Here is an 18,518-nt window from a genome sequence, read left to right as displayed (position 1 = left end):
TGCGGTTGGCGGCGGGTGGAAGGCATTTCGGCGCTTCAGGCGGCTTCGGCCAGGCTTTCGACGGCGCTGCGGATATCGGCGACATAGCGGGCAAACTCCGCTTCCGCATCCGCGTCCGGTGGCAGGCGCAGCAGGTAGCTGGGGTGTACCGTGATCCAGCAGGGCGTTCCGTCAGGCAAAGCCACCGGGCGTCCGCGTTCCTGCCCGACCGTCACCGTGCGGCCGGTCAGCGAGCGCGCCGCCGTGGCGCCCATGGCGATGACGAGGCGCGGGCGGACGATGGCGCGTTCTTGGTCGATCCACCAGCGGCAGGCCTCGATCTCTCCGGTGTTGGGACGGGCATGGATGCGCCGCTTGCCGCGCGGCTCGAACTTGAAGTGCTTGACGGCATTGGTGATGTAAGCCCGGGTCCGGTCGACACCGACTTGCGCCATGGCGCGGTCGAACACGGCGCCTGCAGGACCGACGAACGGCCGACCGGCCAGATCTTCCTGGTCGCCGGGCTGTTCGCCCACGAACATGATCTCGGCATCGTGCGGCCCTTCGCCGAAGACCGTCTGCGTGGCCGGCTTCCACAAGGGGCAGCGCTGACAGCCTTCCGCTTCCCCGGCCAGCAGCACCAACGCTTCCGGCCCCCCTACCTGACCGCGTATCTGACCGCGCCCGGAGCCTTTACCGCGCTCGGGCGCGCTGCGGGCCTGTTCGATCATTTCCAGCTCGCGCTTGCGGGCACCGGCGATGAGCTGCGGCACCAGGGCCGTTTCCGGCATGTTCTTCCAGTATTTGCGCGGCATTTCCTTCAGCATCGCCTGCGGCATGACCCGTGCGGGGTTGAAGATGGCGCTGTAATAGGCCTTCCACACGCTCTCTACCGGGTCGTCTCCGGGGGCGTCGGCGCGCGTGGCGGGCGGACCTTCGGCCAAGGCCATGCCGTCCCAGTGCAGCGATCCGCGCGGGGTCAGGATCGACCAGCGCATATTGGTGAAGCGATCGACGAAGAAGCCGGCATTGGCACGCAGGATGTGATGTTCGGGCTCGAACCAGGCAATGAAGCGTGGCCCGTCCTGGTCCGCCAGTTCGCGGAACCGCACGAAGGCATGCATCTTGTGGCTATCGCGGCGGACGTTGCGCGCCAGACCTTCGATCCGGCGCACCAGCGGGTCGGCGCGGTCCTGAAGCGCCTGGGGTTGGGCCAGTAAGCGGAGCAGGAGAGTGTAGAGCAGCGAAAACCGTTCCGGCTCGCTATGCAGCGCGGCATCGCGCGCGAGATCGAGGAACTCCCGCGTAACCCGCAAGGGCGCGATGCGGGCATGGCCGCCCGCTACGCCTGCAGCCTCACCGGCGAAAAGGTCCACGGCGCCGTCTCCGACCTGCCAGACGATGTCCGACGGCGCCACGCCCTCGCTGGCGAAGGCACGGGCGGCAAGGCGCCAGCTTTCGAAATCGTCTTCGCTTTCCAGGCGGGCGACGCGCATGGTCAGGCCGCGAACAGTTCCAGTTGGGTCGCCCGGGGCGTGACCAGCGGGCGCAAGTCGGCACGGTCCAGCAGGCCGGTCGGGCGCCAGTCGGCGGTGACGATGAAGGGACGCAGCTTCTTTACCGAAACGGTCATGCGCGCCACGTCGTCCAGCCGCAGCGTGCGCCAGCGCCTTGCGGCCAGGATGGCCTCAACCGCCTTGATGCCCAGGCCGGGAATGCGCAGCAGCATCTCGCGCGGCGCGCGGTTCACGTCGATCGGGAACCGATCGCGAAATTGCAGCGCCCAGGCGAGCTTGGGGTCGATGTCGAGCGGCAGCATGCCGGTGGCGGGATCGGCGGCCGCGCTCACTTCCTGCGGGGAATATTGATAGTATCGGATCAGCCAGTCCGACTGGTAGAGCCGGTGCTCGCGCATGAGCGGCGGACGGCGCAGCGGCAGGACGGTGCTGGCATCCGGGATCGGGCTGAAGGCCGAATAATAGACGCGTTTCAGGTCGAACTGGTCGTAGAGCGAGGCCGCGCGCGTCACGATGTCACGATCGGTGGCGGCATCGGCGCCGACGATCATCTGGGTCGATTGCCCGGCGGGCGCGAAAGCGGGTGCGGAGCGGAAGCGCTTGCGGGCATCGGCGCCGTCTTCGATGGCCGAGCGCATCGTGCCCATGGCGCCTTCAATGCGGGCCTGCGATTTTTCGGGCGCCAGCCGCAGCAACCCGCTGGCCGTGGGCAATTCGACATTGATGGACACCCGGTCGGCATGGCGCCCCGCCGCTTCGACCAACATCGGATCAGCGTCCGGGATCGTCTTCAAGTGGATATAGCCGCGAAAATCGTGATCTTCGCGCAGGGATCGCGCCACTTCGACGATCTGCTCCATCGTATAGTCAGGCGTGCGGATGATGCCCGAGGACAGGAACAGCCCTTCGATGTAATTGCGGCGATAGAAGTCGAGCGTGAGGTCGACCACTTCCTTGGCGGTGAACCGCGCCCGCCGCACGTTGGAGGACTTGCGGTTGATGCAGTAGTGGCAATCGAAAATGCAGCTGTTGGTCAGCAGCACCTTGAGCAGGCTGATGCAGCGCCCGTCCGGCGCATAGGCGTGGCATATGCCGCCGCCGCCCAGCGTCGAGCCAATCCCCTTCCCATCACGCGAATCCCGCTTCTTGACGCCGGAGGAGGAGCACGAGGCATCGTACTTGGCGGCATCGGCCAGGATCGTGAGCTTTTCGGCGATTTCGAGCGCGGGCATTTCGCGGGACCTTGCTTTCCGCGCCATCGGCAGCGCGGCGGTGAAGGTGCAAACTGGCTCATCGCTCCCGCGGATGCAATGAAAATGTTCTCTATACGTTCCGATCGCGCGATCGATTGCAGGAAGGGGAGATAGGAAGGATCTGCGCGCCTGGAGCGTGCCACCCCGCTCAGTTCAGCAGGCGGGCGTAACGATCGAGCGCCGCTTGCGGCCCTTCCGGCCACCGGGAGAGCACCAGCAGCCGCTTGTGTCCTGCCCCAATCGCCAGTTCGTCGGTCACGCCCATGCCGCCATGGAACTGCACCATCTCATGCGCCAGAGTGAGCGCTGCCTCGCAGATGAACGCGCGCGCGCCGCTTACCGCCTCGGCGAAGCGATCGCCCTCCCAGGTCACGAGCGCGAGGTTCAGCAGGGCGCGGCTTTGCTCGATGGCAGCATATTGCGCCACCATGCGGTGCTGGATCGCCTGGAAAGAGCCCAGTGCGGCCCCGAACTGGTCGCGGGTGCGGACATAGTCGAGGGTATCGTGGAAAATGCGCTCCATGATGCCGAGCGCCTCGGCGCAGCGAGCGAGATCCGCGAGTTGCTGGACCTCTTCGATCTGCGCGGTGCCGCCCTGGAGGCGGTGGCTTTCCGGTATGTGCACACTCTCAAGCGCCAGCGAGGAGGCGATGGAGCCGTCCGCCAATGGCCAATCGCGGCGGCGGAGGCCGGGCGTGTCGGCGGGGATGAGGAACATGGCTTCGGCCTGTTCGCCGGCCTGGCCGGAAAGGCGCGCCGAGACGATGTAGCCGTCCGCGCCGCCGCCGGCGATGGAATAGGGCTTGGCACCGTCCAGCCGGTATCCGCCCTGTTCCGGGGTGGCCGTGGTCGCGATCGCGCCGCTTCCGCCCCGCATGCCGGTTTCGGCATGGGCGAGGGCGAGGCGCCTGCTGCCGGTGAGCAAGTCGCCGAGCCATGCGTCGCGCAGGTCCTCGCGCGCGGTCAGGGCAAAGAGGCGTCCTGCCAGCACCGAAGCCTCGGCCAGCGGCTCCACCACCATGCCGCGTCCCAGCGCCTCGAAAATCGTGGCTATGCCGGTGGCGTCGAGGCTGAGCCCGCCCAGTTCCTCGGGGAAGGGCGCGGCGATCAGGCCCAGTTCGCCCAGCAATGCCCAGTTCTTGCCGGAAAAGCCGCCCGGCTCGGCCAGGAAGGTGCGACGGCTAGTATGGTCGTACGTATTGGTGACGAAGCGCTCGGTGAGCGCCTTGAGCATTTCCTCGTCTTCGCTGAGATCGAAATTCACGTGGCTCTCCCGTCTGTCACACGGATGTAGCACCAGCCGTGGGAGCATCTCCGCTAGGCAAAAGACTAGTGTGCAAAAGACTAGGCCCGAACGGGCCGGATTTGGGCTTTCGAGCAATTGTGCACCCTGCCGGGGCGCGTTAAGCTCCACGGCAAGAGAGGAAAAACATGTCGCTGTTGTCACAGGAAAACATAGACGCCGTGCGCGTCTCGTCGCCGGCGGAGATCCGCCCGGCGGCGGAGGCCTTCCATCGCATCGCCATGGACCTGGGTTTCAGGGCCGCCCCCGCGCACGACATTGCCGACAAGCGCACGCCGGTCGATGCCGAGGGCAAGGTTCTGGCCATCGAGGTGTTCGGCTGGGCGGACGATGAAAGGGTCTGGTGGCGCAATTCGCGCATCGCGCTCGATTCCCCGCTCACCACCGCCTGCCGCTTCGAAAGCCAGCCGTTCTGGGCCAATGCCGAAGGTTTCCGCACGCGCGAGCCCAACGCCTACCTCCAGTCCATCGACATCGCCAATTTCGAGCAGCGCGCCATGACGCGGGCCTGCATCGCGGTGCCGGTGCACTTGCCGTTCGGGCAGATCGGCGCAGTGAGCTTCAACCCGCTGGACCGCGACCGGACCGATCTTTCCGAAGATTTCCTGCGGCTGTCCGACGCGCTCGGCCTTTATGCGCGCACGTTCATCGCCACTTACGTCCAGGTGATGGGTTCGACCCAGGCTCTGCCGCCCGGTTCGCGCCTTTCCAAGCGCGAGGTGGAGTGTCTGCGCTGGGCGGCGATCGGCAAGACCGATCTGGAGATCAGCATGATCATGTCGCGCAGCCGCGCGACGGTGCGGTTCCACATCCATAATGCGGCGACCAAGCTGAATGCGGTGAACCGCAGCCAGACGGTCTTCAAGGCCGCCCAGCTCGGGTATATTTCGCTGCACAACTGAGGTTGCAAGGCGTGTCGTCCCGCATGGCGACGGGCTTTACCGCAGCCTGTCTTCCAGCATCAGCTTCGCGCCGCGCAGGCCCAGCGCCATGGCGGGGGCATTGGTGTTCCCCGTGACATGGCCGGGCATCACCGAGCAGTCCGCTACCCGCACGCCGCGCACGCCTTTCACCCGCAGGCGGGCATCGACCACGGCGTCAGGGTCGTCGCCCATGCGGCAGGAGCGGATCGCATGGAGCCCGCAGCTGGACAGGCGGCGGAAGGCAGCCAGGATCTCTCCGTCGCTCTCCACTTCCGCGCCGGGCACCAGTTCGGGTCCGACCATCTGCCCCAGCGGCGCTTCGGCGATGAAGGCGCGCATCTTGCGTACCAGCGCGACGGCGGAGCGGCGATCGTGCTCGGTCGTCAGGAAGTTGTGGCGGATATCGGCCGGATCAGCGGAGTTCGGCCCCGAAGCCCGCACCGCGCTCTCGCTGGTGAGGCGCAGCAGCTGGCCGTAGATGGTGACGCCGGGGAGCGGGTCGATCTTGTCGAGCGGGACCGGATCCTTGTCGTCGCCGACCTTGAAAGTGTAGCCGCCAAGGTAGAACTGCGCGTCGGTGCGCCCGTCGGGATGAGCGACATTGCAGAAGGCGCCGACTTCGAAGGGGCCGGTCGCCAGCACGCCGTCATGGCGCAGCAGATAGCGTAGCATGGCCAGCCCCGCGCCCACCCCGAAGAAGCTGCGGTTGGTGCCGCGTCCGTGCTCAAGCCGGAACGGGATCGAAATCGACAAGTGCTCGATCATCCGCTCGCCCACGTCGGGTGAATGGACGAGCGGGGCGATGCCCGCCGCCCGCAGCCGCTCGGTGTCGCCGATGCCCGATCGCTGCAGCAGCAGCGGGCTTTCCATGGCCCCCGCGCTCACCACGATCTCACCGGAACAATCGAAGCGCTGGGGGCGGCCGTTTACGACGGCGTCGAGGCCCACCGCGCGGGTGCCGTCGAACACGATCCGCTCCGCCAGCGCGCCTGTCACCACGGTCAGGTTCGGCCGTCCGCGCGCCGCTGCCAGATACGTGCGGGCAGAGGATTCGCGGCGTCCGTTTCGGATGTTATGGCTGTAATAGCCGACGCGCGGGCCGGTTTTTGCGTTGAGGTCGTCCACCCGCGTGAGTCCCAGCGCCTCGCCGGATTCGATCATGCGCTCTGCCAGCGGATATGTGTAGCAAGCCGGATCGACATGGACCAAACCCCCGCTGCCGCGCATTGCGGAGGCGCCTGCGGCATGGTCTTCCAGTTCCAGGAAAGCCTCGGTCATGCTTGCGCCGTTCCAGCCCACGGCACCGGCCTCGCTTTCCCAGGCGTCGTAATCCGCCGGCTCGCCGCGGCTCCAGATCATGCCGTTGATCGAGGAAGAGCCGCCAAGGCCCTTGCCTCGAATCCACACCTCGCCGCCGCTGTCCTCGTTCGCGCCTTCCTCGCGCGGCTGGGTGACGGGATAGGCCCACATGTGCTCGGGCTTCTTGACCAGCTTGGCCACGCCCTTGGGCAAGGTGACCCAGAAACTGTCATTGCTACCGCCCGCTTCCAGCAGCAGCACTTGCGACCGGCCGTCGGCGCTCAGCCGTTCCGCCATGACGCAGCCGGCCGAACCGGCGCCGACGATGATGTAGTCCCAGGCCTTTGCCATCTGTTCGTTCTCCCGCCTCAATGCGTCGCACGAACTGGCACATTGGCTACCCTAGCGTTTTGATGAGTCACAAAGGGGGAGCGGGCGCGCTTAAACCATTCACATCAACGGACTCGAAAGCCGAGAGATGGGGAGAACGATGCGCGCCATTGCCGAAGGCCTGTTTACCGACGAGACGCCGCCCCGGCTGCTGGGCGGCCGCGAACGGGCGACGGGGCGGGTGGTGTTTCCCTGTCCCGCCGGGGATAGCTGCGATCCGGTGCCGCTGGCGCGGGAGGGCAGGCTCTGGTCCTACACCGTGCAGCGCTATCGCCCCAAGACTCCGCCATATACCGGGCCGGAAGCCTTTGCGCCGTGGATCGTCGCCTATGTCGAACTGCCGGGCGAAGTGATCGTGGAGGCACGGCTGGTGGGCGGGGATTTCGGCGCGGTGCGGATCGGCATGCCGGTACGGCTCGTGCCGCTGGCGCTCGATCCCGAGGCGGCCGAGCCGCTGGCCATTCCTGCCTTTGCGCCGATGGAAGGAACCCGCGCATGAGCGACGTCTGCATCGTCGGCATCGGCATCCATCCGTTCGGGCGCACCGAAGGCCTGTCCGGGCTTGACCAGGGCGTCTTCGCCGTGCGGCAGGCGCTGGCCGATGCCGGGGTGGACTGGCCGCAGATCCAGTTCGCTTATGGCAGTTCGGATGCCGCCGGAAACCCGGACACGATGGTCGATCGGCTGGGCCTCACCGGCGTTCAGTTCATCAATGTGCGCAACGGCTGCGCGGCTGGCGGATCGGCGCTGTTCTCGGCGCAGATGGCGATCAAGTCGGGCGAGTTCGAGCTTGGCCTTGCGGTCGGGTTCGACAAGCATCCGCGCGGCGCCTTCAATGCGCTGCCCAGCGAATACAACCTGCCGGACTGGTACGGGGAGGCGGGCTACATGGTCACCACTCAGTTCTTCGCGGCGAAGATCATGCGCTACATGCACATGTTCGGCATCTCCACCGAAACGCTGGCGCGGGTGTCCGAAAAAGCCTTCCGCAACGGTGCCCATGCGCCGCATGCCTGGCGCCGCCAGCCGGTGCCGATCGAGGAAATCCTGGCCGCGCCGCTCGTTTCGGACCCCTATACCAAGTATATGTTCTGCTCGCCTGCCGAGGGCGGCGTCGCGCTCGTGCTCGCCAGCGAGAAGAAGGCGCGCGAACTGGGCAAGCCGCTGGTCCGCCTGAAAGCGGCGACCATGCGCACCCGCCCGCCGCACAGCTTCGAGGTCTTCGCGCCCAGCGTGGATGTGGTGGAGGACGATAGTGGCCCGCGCGGCACCGCCACGCGCATTGCCTCCGCCGACGCCTTCCGCCTCGCGGGCATCGGACCCGTCGATATCGACGTGGCTCAGCTTCAGGACACCGAAGCGGGCGCGGAGATCATGCACATGGCGGAAAACGGCTTCTGCGCCGATGGCGATCAGGAACGCTGGCTCTCCGAGGGCCGCACCGAGATCGGCGGCGCGCTGCCGGTCAACACCGATGGCGGCTGTCTTGCCTGCGGAGAGCCGATCGGCGCTTCGGGGCTGCGGCAGGTCTACGAAAATGTGGTGCAACTGCGCGGAGACGGTGGCGGCCGTCAGGTGCCTCATCAGCCGAAGACCGCCTACAGCCACGTCTACGGGGCGCCGGGCGTATCGGCAGTGACGATACTGGAACGATAGAACGCATGGACATCGAACTCTCCCCCGCCGACGAAGCCTTCCGCCAGGACGTACGTGCGTTTCTGCGCGAGAACCTGCCCGATGCGGTGAAAGCGGGCGCCGCCGCCACGCCATCGGTCTTCGTGGAGCCGGATATCGGGCAGGCCTGGAATGCAGTGCTCGATGCCAAGGGCTGGCTTGGCTACCAGTGGCCGGTCGAGCATGGCGGCACCGGCTGGACGCCGCTTCAGCGCTACCTTTTCGAAAAGGAATGCGCCGCCGCCGGAGCGCCCAACCTCACCGTGCTGGGCTTGAAGCTCTTGGCCCCGGTGCTCTGGACGTTCGGCAATGCGGCGCAGAAGGCGCGCTACCTGCCGCGCATCCTTTCGGGCGAGGATTACTGGTGTCAGGGCTTTTCCGAGCCCGGTGCAGGGTCCGACCTTGCCAGCCTGAAGACCCGCGCGGTACGGGATGGCGAGCACTACATCGTCAACGGATCGAAGATCTGGACCACCCATGCCCATCACGCCAACGGCATGTTCACGCTGGTGCGCACCGATCCCGAGGTGAAGAAGCAGGCGGGCATCTCGTTCCTGCTGATCGACCTGGCCAGCCCCGGCGTCTCGGTGCGGCCGATCCTGACGACGGCGGGCGATCATGAGGTCAACCAGGTCTTCCTGGAAGACGTGCGCGTGCCGGTCGAGAACCTCGTCGGCGCCGAGGGCGAGGGCTGGACCATCGCCAAGTTCCTGCTCGAAAACGAGCGCGGCGGATCGTGCCATGCGCCCAAACTGGGCTATGATCTCGCCCAGATCGAGGCGGCCGCGAAAGATGAAAGCGACGGGCGCGGCGGGGCGCTGGCCGACAGCACCGACTGGCGGCGCCGGATGGCGAAAGCGCGGCTCGGCGTGGAGGCGCTGGAGATGATCGAACTGAAGATCATCTCGGAGATCGCCAAGGGCCGCAAGCCGGGGCCGCAGACCTCGCTGACCAAACTGCTGGCATCCAACTTGCGGCAGGAGATCGACCTTCTGGCCGTGGACCTGTTCGGCATCGCCGGGCTCCAGCTGGAAACCTCACGCCCGCTCTATGGCGACAACGCGCCGGAGCCGGTCCATTCTCGCGCCGCGCAAGTTGCCGCCGCGCGCTATCTCAACAGCCGGGCCTGGACGATTTTCGGCGGGACAAACGAGGTGCAGAGCACCATCATCGCCAAGTCCGTGCTTGGTCTTTGAAAAGGAACCGTGAAGCGATGCGGACGACAACGGGAGAGGAAGCTGGCATGCAACTGAACCGCGAGGCGCTGACCCGCGCCTATCGGCAGATGAAGCTGATCCGCGAATTCGAGGAACGCCTTCACGAAGAGATCCAGACTGGCGAGATCGCCGGCTTCACCCACCTCTACTGCGGGCAGGAAGCCGTGGCGGTGGGCGTCTGCGAGCATCTTTCGGAGCGGGACAAGATCGTCTCCACCCATCGCGGCCACGGTCACTGCCTGGCCAAGGGCTGCGACGTGACCGGCATGATGAAGGAGATCTGGGGCAGCCAGGAGGGCCTTTGCAACGGCAAGGGCGGCTCCATGCACATCGCCGATATCGACAAGGGCATGCTGGGCGCCAATGGCATCGTCGGCGCGGGCGCGCCGATCGCGGTGGGCGCGGCGCTTTCGAACAAGATCGACGGCCCGGACGAGAACGGCAAGCTGGCCGTCTCCATCGCCTTCTCGGGCGACGGCGCCTGCAACCAGGGCACCACGTTCGAGGCGATGAACCTGGCCGTCGTCACCAAGGCGCCGGCGATCTTCGTCTTCGAGAACAACCACTATTCGGAGCATACCGGCGATGCCTATGCCGTGGGCACCGCGCAGGACATCGCCAGCCGCGCCGAGGCCTTCGGCATGAAGGTTTGGCGCGCGGACGGGACGGACTTCTTCTCGGTCTTCGACACCTTTGGCGAGGTCCTGGAATTCGTCCGCACCCCCGGCAATGGCCCGGCAGCGGTGGAGTTCGATACCGAACGCTTCTTCGGCCACTTCGAGGGCGATCCCCAGCGCTATCGCGGCGAGGGCGAACTGGATCGCCTGCGCGCCACCCGCGACTGTCTTCGTCACTTCCGCGAGCGGGTGACCGGCGCGAAGCTGCTGACGGGCGAGGACCTCGACGCGGTGGATGCGGACGCCCTGCAGGCCATTGAGGATGCCGTCACGGCATCGCGCGCGGCGGCGCGGCCGCAGCCCGAGAACGTCCTCGAAAACGTTTACATCAGTTACTGACGGCGGAGCGAAGCACATGGCAAAGATGATGTACCGCGACGCCATACGCGGCACGATATTCCAGGAAATGCAGCGCGATCCGCGCGTCGTCGTGCTAGGCGAGGACGTGGTCGGCGGCATGGGCACGGCGGGCGGGCCGGAGGCGATCGGCGGGATCTGGTCCACCTCCACCGGGTTCTACGACGCCTTCGGGCCGGACCGGGTGATCGACACCCCGATCAGCGAAAGCGCGATCATGGGTGCGGCGGGCGGATTGGCGCTGGCGGGCAAGCGGCCGGTGGCGGAGATCATGTTCGCGGACTTCATCGGCGTCTGCATGGACCAGCTGTGGAACCAGATCGCCAAGTTCCGCTACATGTTCGGCGGCAAGTCGGTCTGTCCTGCGGTGATCCGCATGCCCTGCGGCGCGGGTTACAACGCCGCCGCGCAGCACAGCCAGATGATCAGCCAGTTCGTCACCTCCATGCCTGGCCTGAAGGTCGTTATGCCGGCCACTCCGGCCGATGCCTGCGGTTTGCTGCGGCAGGCGATCCGCGACGACGATCCGGTGGTCTTCCTCGAACATAAGTTCCTCTACGCCATGACGGGCGAAGTGCCAGACGATCCGGACTTCGTGATCCCCTTCGGCCACGCGCGACTGGCGCGGGCGGGCGAGGACGTTACCGTGGTCGCCTCCGGCATGATGGTCGGCTATGCCGAGACGGCGGCCGACGATCTGGCGCAGGACGGTATCGGCTGCGACGTGATCGACCTCCGCACGACTTCCCCGCTCGATGAGGAAGCGATCCTTGATTCCGTGGAAGCAACCGGGCGACTGGTGATCGTGGACGAGGCTCCGCCGCGGTGCAGTCTGGCCACCGACATTGCCGCGCTGGTGGCCAGCAAGGCATTCGCCAGCCTGAAGGCGCCGATCGAGATGGTCACCGCGCCGCATACCCCGGTGCCCTTCGCCCGCGAGTTGGAAGGCGCCTATCTGCCGAGCCCCGCGAAAGTGGCCGCCGCCGTCCGCAAGACGCTGGCATACCGGTGAGGGGGGCGCTGTCATGAGCAGAATCCGCGCTTTCACGATGCCCAAGTGGGGCATCGAGATGACCGAAGGCACCGTGGCCGAATGGATGGTCAAGGAAGGGGATGCGTTCACGCGCGGCCAGACGCTGTGCCTGATCGAAACCGCCAAGATCACCAACGAGGTGGAGGCCGAATACGACGCCACCGTGCGCCGCGTGCTGATCTCCGGTGGTAGCGAGGCAGAGCCGGTGGGCGCGCTGCTGGCGGTGTTCGACGAGGGGGCCCATTCCGAGGACGAGATCGAGGCCTTCATTGCCGCCTTCACCCCCGCCGAGGGCGGCGTGGCGCAAGGCGCATCGAAGGCCAAGGCGGCCGTGCCCGAGCCGGTGGGCGCCGCTGTCGGCGCGCCGGAACGGGTGCGCGTCCCGATCGATACTAACCGCCCGATCAGCCCCGAGGCACTGCGTCTGGCCGAGGAGGAGGGCGTCGATATCTCGGATATCGAGGGTTCCGGCCGTCAGGGCAGGATCACCCATCAGGACGTGGTCAAGGCGATGCGCGGCCCGGCTAGCCCGGTACTGAAAGGTGCGCTGGCCCAGCTCGAGGAGGATGGGAAAATCTTCGCCTCCCCGCTCGCTCGCCGCCTCGCCGCGCTCCATGGGCTTGCGCTGGCGGGCATGAAGGGCACCGGCCCGCGCGGGCGTATTTCCAAGGCGGATGTGCTGGCACTTGTCCCGGCACCGGCAAGTTCCGGTTCGCTCGCTGCACCTGAGTTCGTCGCGGGGCAGAACCGGCCCGAAATCGTTCCCTTCGATCGCATCCGCAAGGTCGTCGCCCAGCGGCTGACGCAGGCGAAGCAGGAAATTCCGCACTTCTACTTGCGCTTGTCCGCCCGCGCCGATGCCCTGCTGGAACTGCGCAAGAGCGCAAATCTCGTGCTCGGCTGCAAGGCCTCGGTGAACGACTGGGTGGTCAAGGCCTGCGCCATCGCGCTGGTCCGTCATCCCGAGGTCAACGTACAGGTCCACGGCACCGACATCTACCGCTTCCCCCATGCCGACGTCTCGATCGCGGTTGCAGGGCCGAAGGGCCTCGTGACCCCGGTCGTGCGGCAGGCCGACCGCATGCGGATCGACCAGCTTGCTGCCGAAACCCGCCGCCTGATCGACAAGGCGCAAGGTCGCGGACTGGGCATGGAGGACATGGAGGGTGGTACGTTCTCTGTCTCCAACCTCGGCATGTTCGGGGTGGAGAACTTCGATGCGATCATCAACCCGCCGCAGGGCGCGATCCTGGCCGTCGGCGCGGCGCAGCGCCAGCCGGTGGAGACGGCGGGCGGCGGCGTGGCGTTCGAGACGCGGATCGCTTTCACGCTCTCGGTAGACCACCGCGCGATCGACGGGGCTGCCGGCGCGCAGTTCCTCCAGACGCTCAAGACCCTGATCGAAGAACCCCAAGGCCTCTTCGCCTGATTGAAGGACACCCCATGACCAGTTCCGCCAGACCGGGACCTCTCAAAGCCTTGGGCGAGGTGATCCAGCTTGCCTATTTCCCCACCGATTTCGACGCGGCGCTGAAGTACTGGATCGAAACCGTGGGCGTCGGGCCGTTCTTCGTGCTCAACGACGTGCGGCTCGGCGAGATGAAGTACAAGGGCCAGCCTACCGACGCGACGTTCTCCATGGCGATCGGCTATTGGGGCGATATCCAGATCGAGCTGATCCGCACCGAGAGTGAAGAGCCCTCGCTCTACACCGGCGAATATGCCGTGCGCGATAGGCTGCACCACGTCTGCGTCTTCGTGAAGGACATTGCCGAGGCGCGCCGTGCCTGCGCGGAAGTGGGTGCGGACGTGATCGTGGAGGGCAAAGTGGGGGACGACGGCGAGGTGATTTACGTCGATCCCGGCCAGGGTCCGGGCTTCGTGATCGAATATCTCCAGCCCATGGCTGGATCAGAAGGTCTATTCGAAATGATGAAAGAGGCCGCGCGCGACTGGGATGGCAGCGATCCCGTGCGGGTGCTGCAATGACCGCGCCGATTTCCGCCCAGGCCATGGCCATGGCCGACCGCGTGGAGAGCTTCGTCCGCGAAATCGTGTTGCCTTACGAGCAGGATCCGCGCCGCGACCATCACGGCGCGCCGACCGACGAACTGGTCATGGACCTGCGCGGCAAGGCGCGCGCGGCGGGCGTGCTCACGCCGCATATCCGCGATGACGGCAGCCACCTGACCCAGCGCGAGACGGCCGAAGTGCTGATCCGCTCCGGCCTTTCGCCGCTCGGCCCGCTGGCCTGCAACACCATGGCGCCCGATGAGGGCAACATGTACCTGATCGGCCATGTCGGCTCGCCCGCGCTGAAGGACAGGTTCCTGACGCCGCTGGTGGAGGGCAGGGGCCGCTCCGCCTTCTTCATGACCGAGCCGGCCGACTGGGGCGGCGCGGGGTCCGACCCGTCGATGATGAAGACCACCTGCCGCCGCGATGGCGGGGACTGGGTGATCGACGGGCGCAAGACCTTCATCACCGGCGCCAAGGGGGCGATGGTCGGCATCGTCATGGCCGCTTCGGTGGACGAGGCGAGCAAGGGCGGAGCCTGCATGTTCCTGGTCGACCTGCCCGATCCCGCCATCGTGATCGATGAAGTGCCGAACACCATCGACACTTCAATGCCGGGCGGTCATTCCACGGTGACGATCCGGGAACTTCGGGTTCCCGCCGCGCATATGCTCGGCGAGCCGGGAGAGGGCTTCAAGTATGCGCAGGTGCGCCTGAGCCCGGCGCGCCTGTCGCATTGCATGCGCTGGCTGGGATCCTGCATGCGCGCGCACGAAATCGCGGTGGACTATGCCTGCCGCCGCGAGGCCTTCGGCAAGACGCTGATCGATCACGAAGGCGTGGGCTTCATGCTGGCGGAGAACCGTATCCTCATCCAGCAGTGCCGGCTGATGATAGACTGGTGCGCGGGCGTGCTGGACGGCGGATCGCTGGGCACGGTCGAAAGCTCGATGGCCAAAGTCTCGGTCAGCGAGGCACTGATGAAGATTGCCGACAACTGCGTGCAGGTGATGGGCGGCATCGGCGTAACCGACCGCACGATCGTGGAGCAGGTGTTCCGCGAAATCCGCGCCTTCCGCATCTATGACGGGCCGACCGAAGTGCACAAATGGTCGCTCGCCAAGAAGATCAAGCGCGAGTGGAAGCAGGCGCAGGAAGCGACCCGCGCCGAGCAGGCGGCGTAGCCATGGCCGTCGACCTTGCCGCCGACAACGCGGGTACCGTGCCCGTCCGCGAAGGCTATCGCTTCGACGAAGCGGCGCTGGCGCGCTGGATGGCGGCGCATGTCGAGGGTTTCGCGGGGCCGCTCAGGGTGGAGCAGTTCAAGGGCGGACAGTCCAACCCGACTTACCGGCTCTGCACCCCCGCGCGCAGCTATGTCCTGCGCCGCAAGCCGCCGGGCGATCTGCTACCCGGCGCGCACGCGGTGGACCGCGAGGCACGGGTGCAGATGGCGCTGGGCGCGGCCGGCTTTCCGGTGGCGCGCATCCATGGGCTCTGCACTGACGATGCCGTGATCGGCACCTGGTTCTACGTGATGGACATGGTGGAGGGCCGGATCTTCTGGGATGCGACCTTCCCGCAAGTCTCGCGCGAGGAACGGCCGGCCTACTTCGACGCGATGAATGCGACGATGGCCGCGCTTCATGCCATAGACCCGGTAAGGGCGGGGCTGGGCGACTATGGCAAGCCGGGCAATTACTTCGCACGCCAGATCGGCCGCTGGACGAAACAGTACCAGGCGGACGAACTCGCCGGTCGCAATGCCGATATGGATGCGTTGGTGGAAGCGCTGCCCGGCCTGATCCCGCCGGGTGACGAGACTTCGGTGATCCACGGCGACTGCCGCTGCGACAACATGATCTTCCACCCCACCGAGCCGCGGGTGCTGGCGGTGCTGGACTGGGAGCTTTCCACGCTGGGCCATCCGCTGGCGGATTTCGCCTATCACACGCTGATGTACCGGATGCCGCCGGAGATCGTGCCCGGCCTCATCGGCGCGGACCTCGGGGCGCTCAACATCCCTCCCGAAGAGGACTACGTAGCCGCCTATTGCGCGCGGACGGGGCGGGACGGCATCGCGAACTACGAGTTCTACGTCGCCTTCAACCTCTTCCGCCTCGCGGCGATCTTCCACGGCATCAAGGGCCGCGTCCTGCGCGGCAATGCCGCCAATGCCCAGGCGGCGAACCGGGCCGAGAGCTTTCCCGTCCTGGCCCGCATGGCGCGTGAAAGCCTGGAAGCCGTGGGCTGAAGCTCGCGACGGTGGCCGGAACGAGCGGCCTGATCGTCGTTTCCGTCATCAGAAAGCGAAACTTCCCGTTCGCCGGCGCGCTGTGATCCTGTCAGCATCGTCCCGAAGCCTCGCGCCCGGCGCGCGAAAACAGGAAACCAGCATGTCGAGCCAGCACCGCCCTTTACGCAATGTTTCGGCCAAGTGGGACGAAGTCCTGCTGGTGTGCCGCAAGTGCAGCAGGAAGGTCCACGGCGGTTTCGGCAAGGACGGCGACAAGCGCCTGGAGAAAGCGCTCAAGTCGGCGCTGAAGTCTCAGGGGCGCTACAAGGTGGTTCCGGTCTCCTGCCTCGATATCTGTCCGAAGAACGCGGTCTGTCTCGTCCAGGCGAGCGGGCCCTCTACGGTTCATCTCGTGCCGCCGGGGACGCCGATGGAGGAAGTCGTGGGCCGTCTCGCCCCTCTGCCCGAAAAAGCGCGCGTGCGCCGTGGCAAGGCGCTGCGCCAGCAGGCACCCGATAGTGCCGGTTTGCCTTCGGGCTGAAACAGGCGCTGCTCCGTCTGGTCCTTGCATCCCGTTTCTGCTAAGGACTGCCGGACCAGCAGGGCATGGGCGCCTGCCGTGACGAGGGAGGGCGAAGATGAACTATCCGTACAGTCCCTTCCGCGCGCCGAACTGACGGCAAGAGTCCCGAACCCGGCGTCCCGATGCTCAGGCTCGGGCGGCCGCCTCCCGACTTAGATCCGGTATCGCCGGGTCGCTCCTGACAATTGCCGAACCGGGACCGCGCAAGGCCGCGCGGAAAAACCTCATGACTGATACCGACGAAGACCTGTTCCCGCGCGCCGCGGTCCTGCGCAAGGTGCTGTCTTTCACGTTCCGCCATTGGCGGCGCGCGCCGGTGCTGGCCGCGGCCTGCGGCAGCGCGATGATGGTGGCGACCGTCACCGAGGTGTTCGTCCCGGTCTATGCCGGGCGGATGATCGACGCGGTCGGCGGAGGCGCCTCGGCCGAGGCATGGCGTGCTTTTGCCGCGATTACCGTGCTGGGGCTGGGCCTTGTGGTCTTTCGTTTCCTCGGCTGGTGGGCGATCACGCCGCTGACGCTGAACATGATGCGCGATGTGACGCAGGAGGCCTTCGCCCGCGTGCAGCGCCTTTCCACCGATTGGCACGCCAATGCCTTTTCCGGCTCCACCGTGCGGCGCATCACCCGTGGAATGTGGGCGCTCGACACGTTGAACGACGTGCTGCTGCTCTCCCTCCTGCCTTCGCTGACGGTCCTGGCGGCTACCGTGATTCTGCTGGCCCTGCACTGGCCGGTGCTCGGGCTGGTCATGGCGATCGGCGCTTTCGCCTATATCGCGCTGACCGTGGGGCTGGCGATGCGGGTGCTGGCGCCGATCGCGCGGCTTTCCAACCAGTGGGACACGCGGATCGGCGGCATCCTGGCCGACGCGATCGGCACCAACGCCGTGGTCAAGGCGTTCGGCGGCGAGGAACGCGAGGAGGAATTGCTCGGCCGCACGGTCGCCAAGTGGCGGCAGCGGACGCGGCGGACCTGGATGGCCTTCACCTGGGCGGGCAGCGGGCAGACCAGCCTGCTCTGGCTGGTGCGCGCGGCGGTGACGGCTGCCGCGCTGTGGCTGTGGATGCGGGGCGAGGCCAGCCCGGGCGACGTCGCTTACGTCATCACGAGCTACCTCGTGCTCAACGGCTATCTGCGCGACATCGGGCAGCACGTTCACATGCTGCAGCGCTCGGTGAACGAGATGGAGGAACTGGTCCAGCTCCACGACGAACCGCTGGGTGTGGCCGACCGCGCGGATGCCGGTCCGATCCGCATCGCCGATGGCGCGATCCGCTTCGACACCGTGACTTTCCACTATGCCGGGCAGGACAAGCCGCTGTTCCGGGACCTGGACGTGACGATCCCCGCTGGGCAACGCGTGGGGCTGGTGGGGCCCTCCGGTTCGGGCAAGACCAGCTTCGTCAAACTGATCCAGCGGCTCTACGACGTCGCGCAGGGCCGCGTGACGATCGATGGGCAGGACGTCGCCCATGCCACCCAGAACTCGCTGCGGCGGCAGGTGGCCATCGTTCCGCAGGAGCCGGTCCTGTTTCACCGCACCTTGGCCGAGAACATCGGTTATGGCCGCCCGGACGCGACGATCGCGGATATCGAACAGGCTGCGCGCCTCGCCAATGCGCATGAATTCATCATGCGGCTTCCCAAAGGCTACCGCACGCTGGTGGGCGAGCGCGGCGTGAAGCTTTCGGGCGGCGAGCGCCAGCGTATCGCGATAGCCCGCGCGTTCCTGGCCGATGCGCCGATCCTGATCCTGGACGAGGCGACTTCCAGCCTCGATTCCGAATCCGAGGCGGCCATTCAGGATGCCATGGAGCGGCTGATGGTCGGCCGCACGGCCATCGTCATCGCGCACCGCCTGTCCACGGTACGCGCGCTGGACCGCATCCTGGTCTTCCATCGCGGAGAAATCGTCGAGGACGGCACGCACGATGCGCTGCTCAAGTCGCAGCAAGGGCAATATCGCCGGTTGTTCGAACGGCAGGCCGGAACGGCGGAGGCGGAAATTCACTGATCCGCAGGCGGATATCCGGCCGCTCCGGCTCGCCATGGAGGCTC

16 protein-coding genes are annotated in these 18,518 nt (G+C 66.6%); 12 read left to right on the top strand and 4 right to left on the bottom strand.

What is annotated here, in order from left to right; translation table 11 throughout:
• Positions 1-35: 35 nt before the first annotated feature.
• The 3 genes from ACZ1J6_RS05050 to ACZ1J6_RS05040 form a co-directional block, all read right to left on the bottom strand.
• Positions 36-1,475 carry a UdgX family uracil-DNA binding protein gene (locus ACZ1J6_RS05050; protein ID WP_431567672.1) on the bottom strand — a complete coding sequence of 480 codons (1,440 nt, stop codon included), beginning with the start codon at positions 1,473-1,475 and terminating at the stop codon, positions 36-38.
• A gap of 2 nt (positions 1,476-1,477) precedes the next feature.
• Entirely contained in the window at positions 1,478-2,728 is a 1,251-nt protein-coding gene (locus ACZ1J6_RS05045) for a putative DNA modification/repair radical SAM protein (protein ID WP_465127059.1), read from the bottom strand.
• Between the two features lie 169 nt (positions 2,729-2,897).
• On the bottom strand, positions 2,898-4,013 hold the full coding sequence (locus ACZ1J6_RS05040) for an acyl-CoA dehydrogenase family protein (RefSeq protein WP_431567670.1): 1,116 nt from the start codon (positions 4,011-4,013) through the stop codon (positions 2,898-2,900).
• Between the two features lie 167 nt (positions 4,014-4,180).
• Here ACZ1J6_RS05040 and ACZ1J6_RS05035 point away from each other — a divergent pair, with 167 nt between their 5' ends.
• Positions 4,181-4,954, top strand: a complete 774-nt coding sequence (locus ACZ1J6_RS05035) for a helix-turn-helix transcriptional regulator (RefSeq protein WP_132265900.1) — start codon at positions 4,181-4,183, stop codon at positions 4,952-4,954.
• Positions 4,955-4,990: 36 nt separating this feature from the next.
• Here ACZ1J6_RS05035 and ACZ1J6_RS05030 read toward each other — a convergent pair whose 3' ends face one another.
• Positions 4,991-6,625, bottom strand: coding sequence for a GMC family oxidoreductase (locus tag ACZ1J6_RS05030; protein WP_465127058.1), 1,635 nt, complete (start codon positions 6,623-6,625; stop codon positions 4,991-4,993).
• Positions 6,626-6,764: 139 nt separating this feature from the next.
• Here ACZ1J6_RS05030 and ACZ1J6_RS05025 point away from each other — a divergent pair, with 139 nt between their 5' ends.
• The 11 genes from ACZ1J6_RS05025 (at position 6,765) to ACZ1J6_RS04975 (ending at position 18,474) form a co-directional block, all read left to right on the top strand.
• Positions 6,765-7,163, top strand: a complete 399-nt coding sequence (locus ACZ1J6_RS05025) for a Zn-ribbon domain-containing OB-fold protein (protein WP_431567668.1) — start codon at positions 6,765-6,767, stop codon at positions 7,161-7,163.
• A complete protein-coding gene (locus tag ACZ1J6_RS05020; protein ID WP_431567667.1) occupies positions 7,160-8,320 on the top strand; it encodes a thiolase family protein in 1,161 nt (386 codons plus the stop codon). The genes ACZ1J6_RS05025 and ACZ1J6_RS05020 overlap by 4 nt, the downstream gene beginning before the upstream one ends.
• A gap of 5 nt (positions 8,321-8,325) precedes the next feature.
• Positions 8,326-9,534 (top strand): acyl-CoA dehydrogenase family protein, encoded by a 1,209-nt coding sequence (locus tag ACZ1J6_RS05015; RefSeq protein ID WP_431567666.1) that lies wholly within the window; start codon positions 8,326-8,328, stop codon positions 9,532-9,534.
• A 47-nt stretch (positions 9,535-9,581) separates the two neighbouring features.
• Positions 9,582-10,571 (top strand): thiamine pyrophosphate-dependent dehydrogenase E1 component subunit alpha, encoded by a 990-nt coding sequence (locus ACZ1J6_RS05010; protein WP_431567665.1) that lies wholly within the window; start codon positions 9,582-9,584, stop codon positions 10,569-10,571.
• Between the two features lie 16 nt (positions 10,572-10,587).
• Positions 10,588-11,601 carry an alpha-ketoacid dehydrogenase subunit beta gene (locus tag ACZ1J6_RS05005; RefSeq protein WP_465127057.1) on the top strand — a complete coding sequence of 338 codons (1,014 nt, stop codon included), beginning with the start codon at positions 10,588-10,590 and terminating at the stop codon, positions 11,599-11,601.
• Between the two features lie 13 nt (positions 11,602-11,614).
• Positions 11,615-13,051: a 2-oxo acid dehydrogenase subunit E2 gene (locus tag ACZ1J6_RS05000; RefSeq protein WP_431567663.1), complete on the top strand. Its 1,437-nt coding sequence runs from the start codon at positions 11,615-11,617 to the stop codon at positions 13,049-13,051.
• Between the two features lie 14 nt (positions 13,052-13,065).
• Entirely contained in the window at positions 13,066-13,611 is a 546-nt protein-coding gene (locus tag ACZ1J6_RS04995; protein ID WP_431567662.1) for a VOC family protein, read from the top strand.
• A complete protein-coding gene (locus ACZ1J6_RS04990; RefSeq protein ID WP_431567661.1) occupies positions 13,608-14,822 on the top strand; it encodes an acyl-CoA dehydrogenase family protein in 1,215 nt (404 codons plus the stop codon). Before ACZ1J6_RS04995 ends, ACZ1J6_RS04990 begins: the two co-directional genes overlap by 4 nt.
• A gap of 2 nt (positions 14,823-14,824) precedes the next feature.
• A complete protein-coding gene (locus ACZ1J6_RS04985) occupies positions 14,825-15,892 on the top strand; it encodes a phosphotransferase (protein ID WP_431567660.1) in 1,068 nt (355 codons plus the stop codon).
• 142 nt (positions 15,893-16,034) lie between these two features.
• Positions 16,035-16,415 (top strand): hypothetical protein, encoded by a 381-nt coding sequence (locus ACZ1J6_RS04980; protein ID WP_431567659.1) that lies wholly within the window; start codon positions 16,035-16,037, stop codon positions 16,413-16,415.
• 268 nt (positions 16,416-16,683) lie between these two features.
• Positions 16,684-18,474, top strand: a complete 1,791-nt coding sequence (locus tag ACZ1J6_RS04975; RefSeq protein ID WP_134095611.1) for an ABC transporter ATP-binding protein — start codon at positions 16,684-16,686, stop codon at positions 18,472-18,474.
• The last annotated feature ends 44 nt before the right edge of the window (positions 18,475-18,518 follow it).

Source organism: Novosphingobium sp. BL-S-21 (genome assembly GCF_055521655.1).
This window is presented reverse-complemented; position numbering and strand designations above follow the sequence as displayed.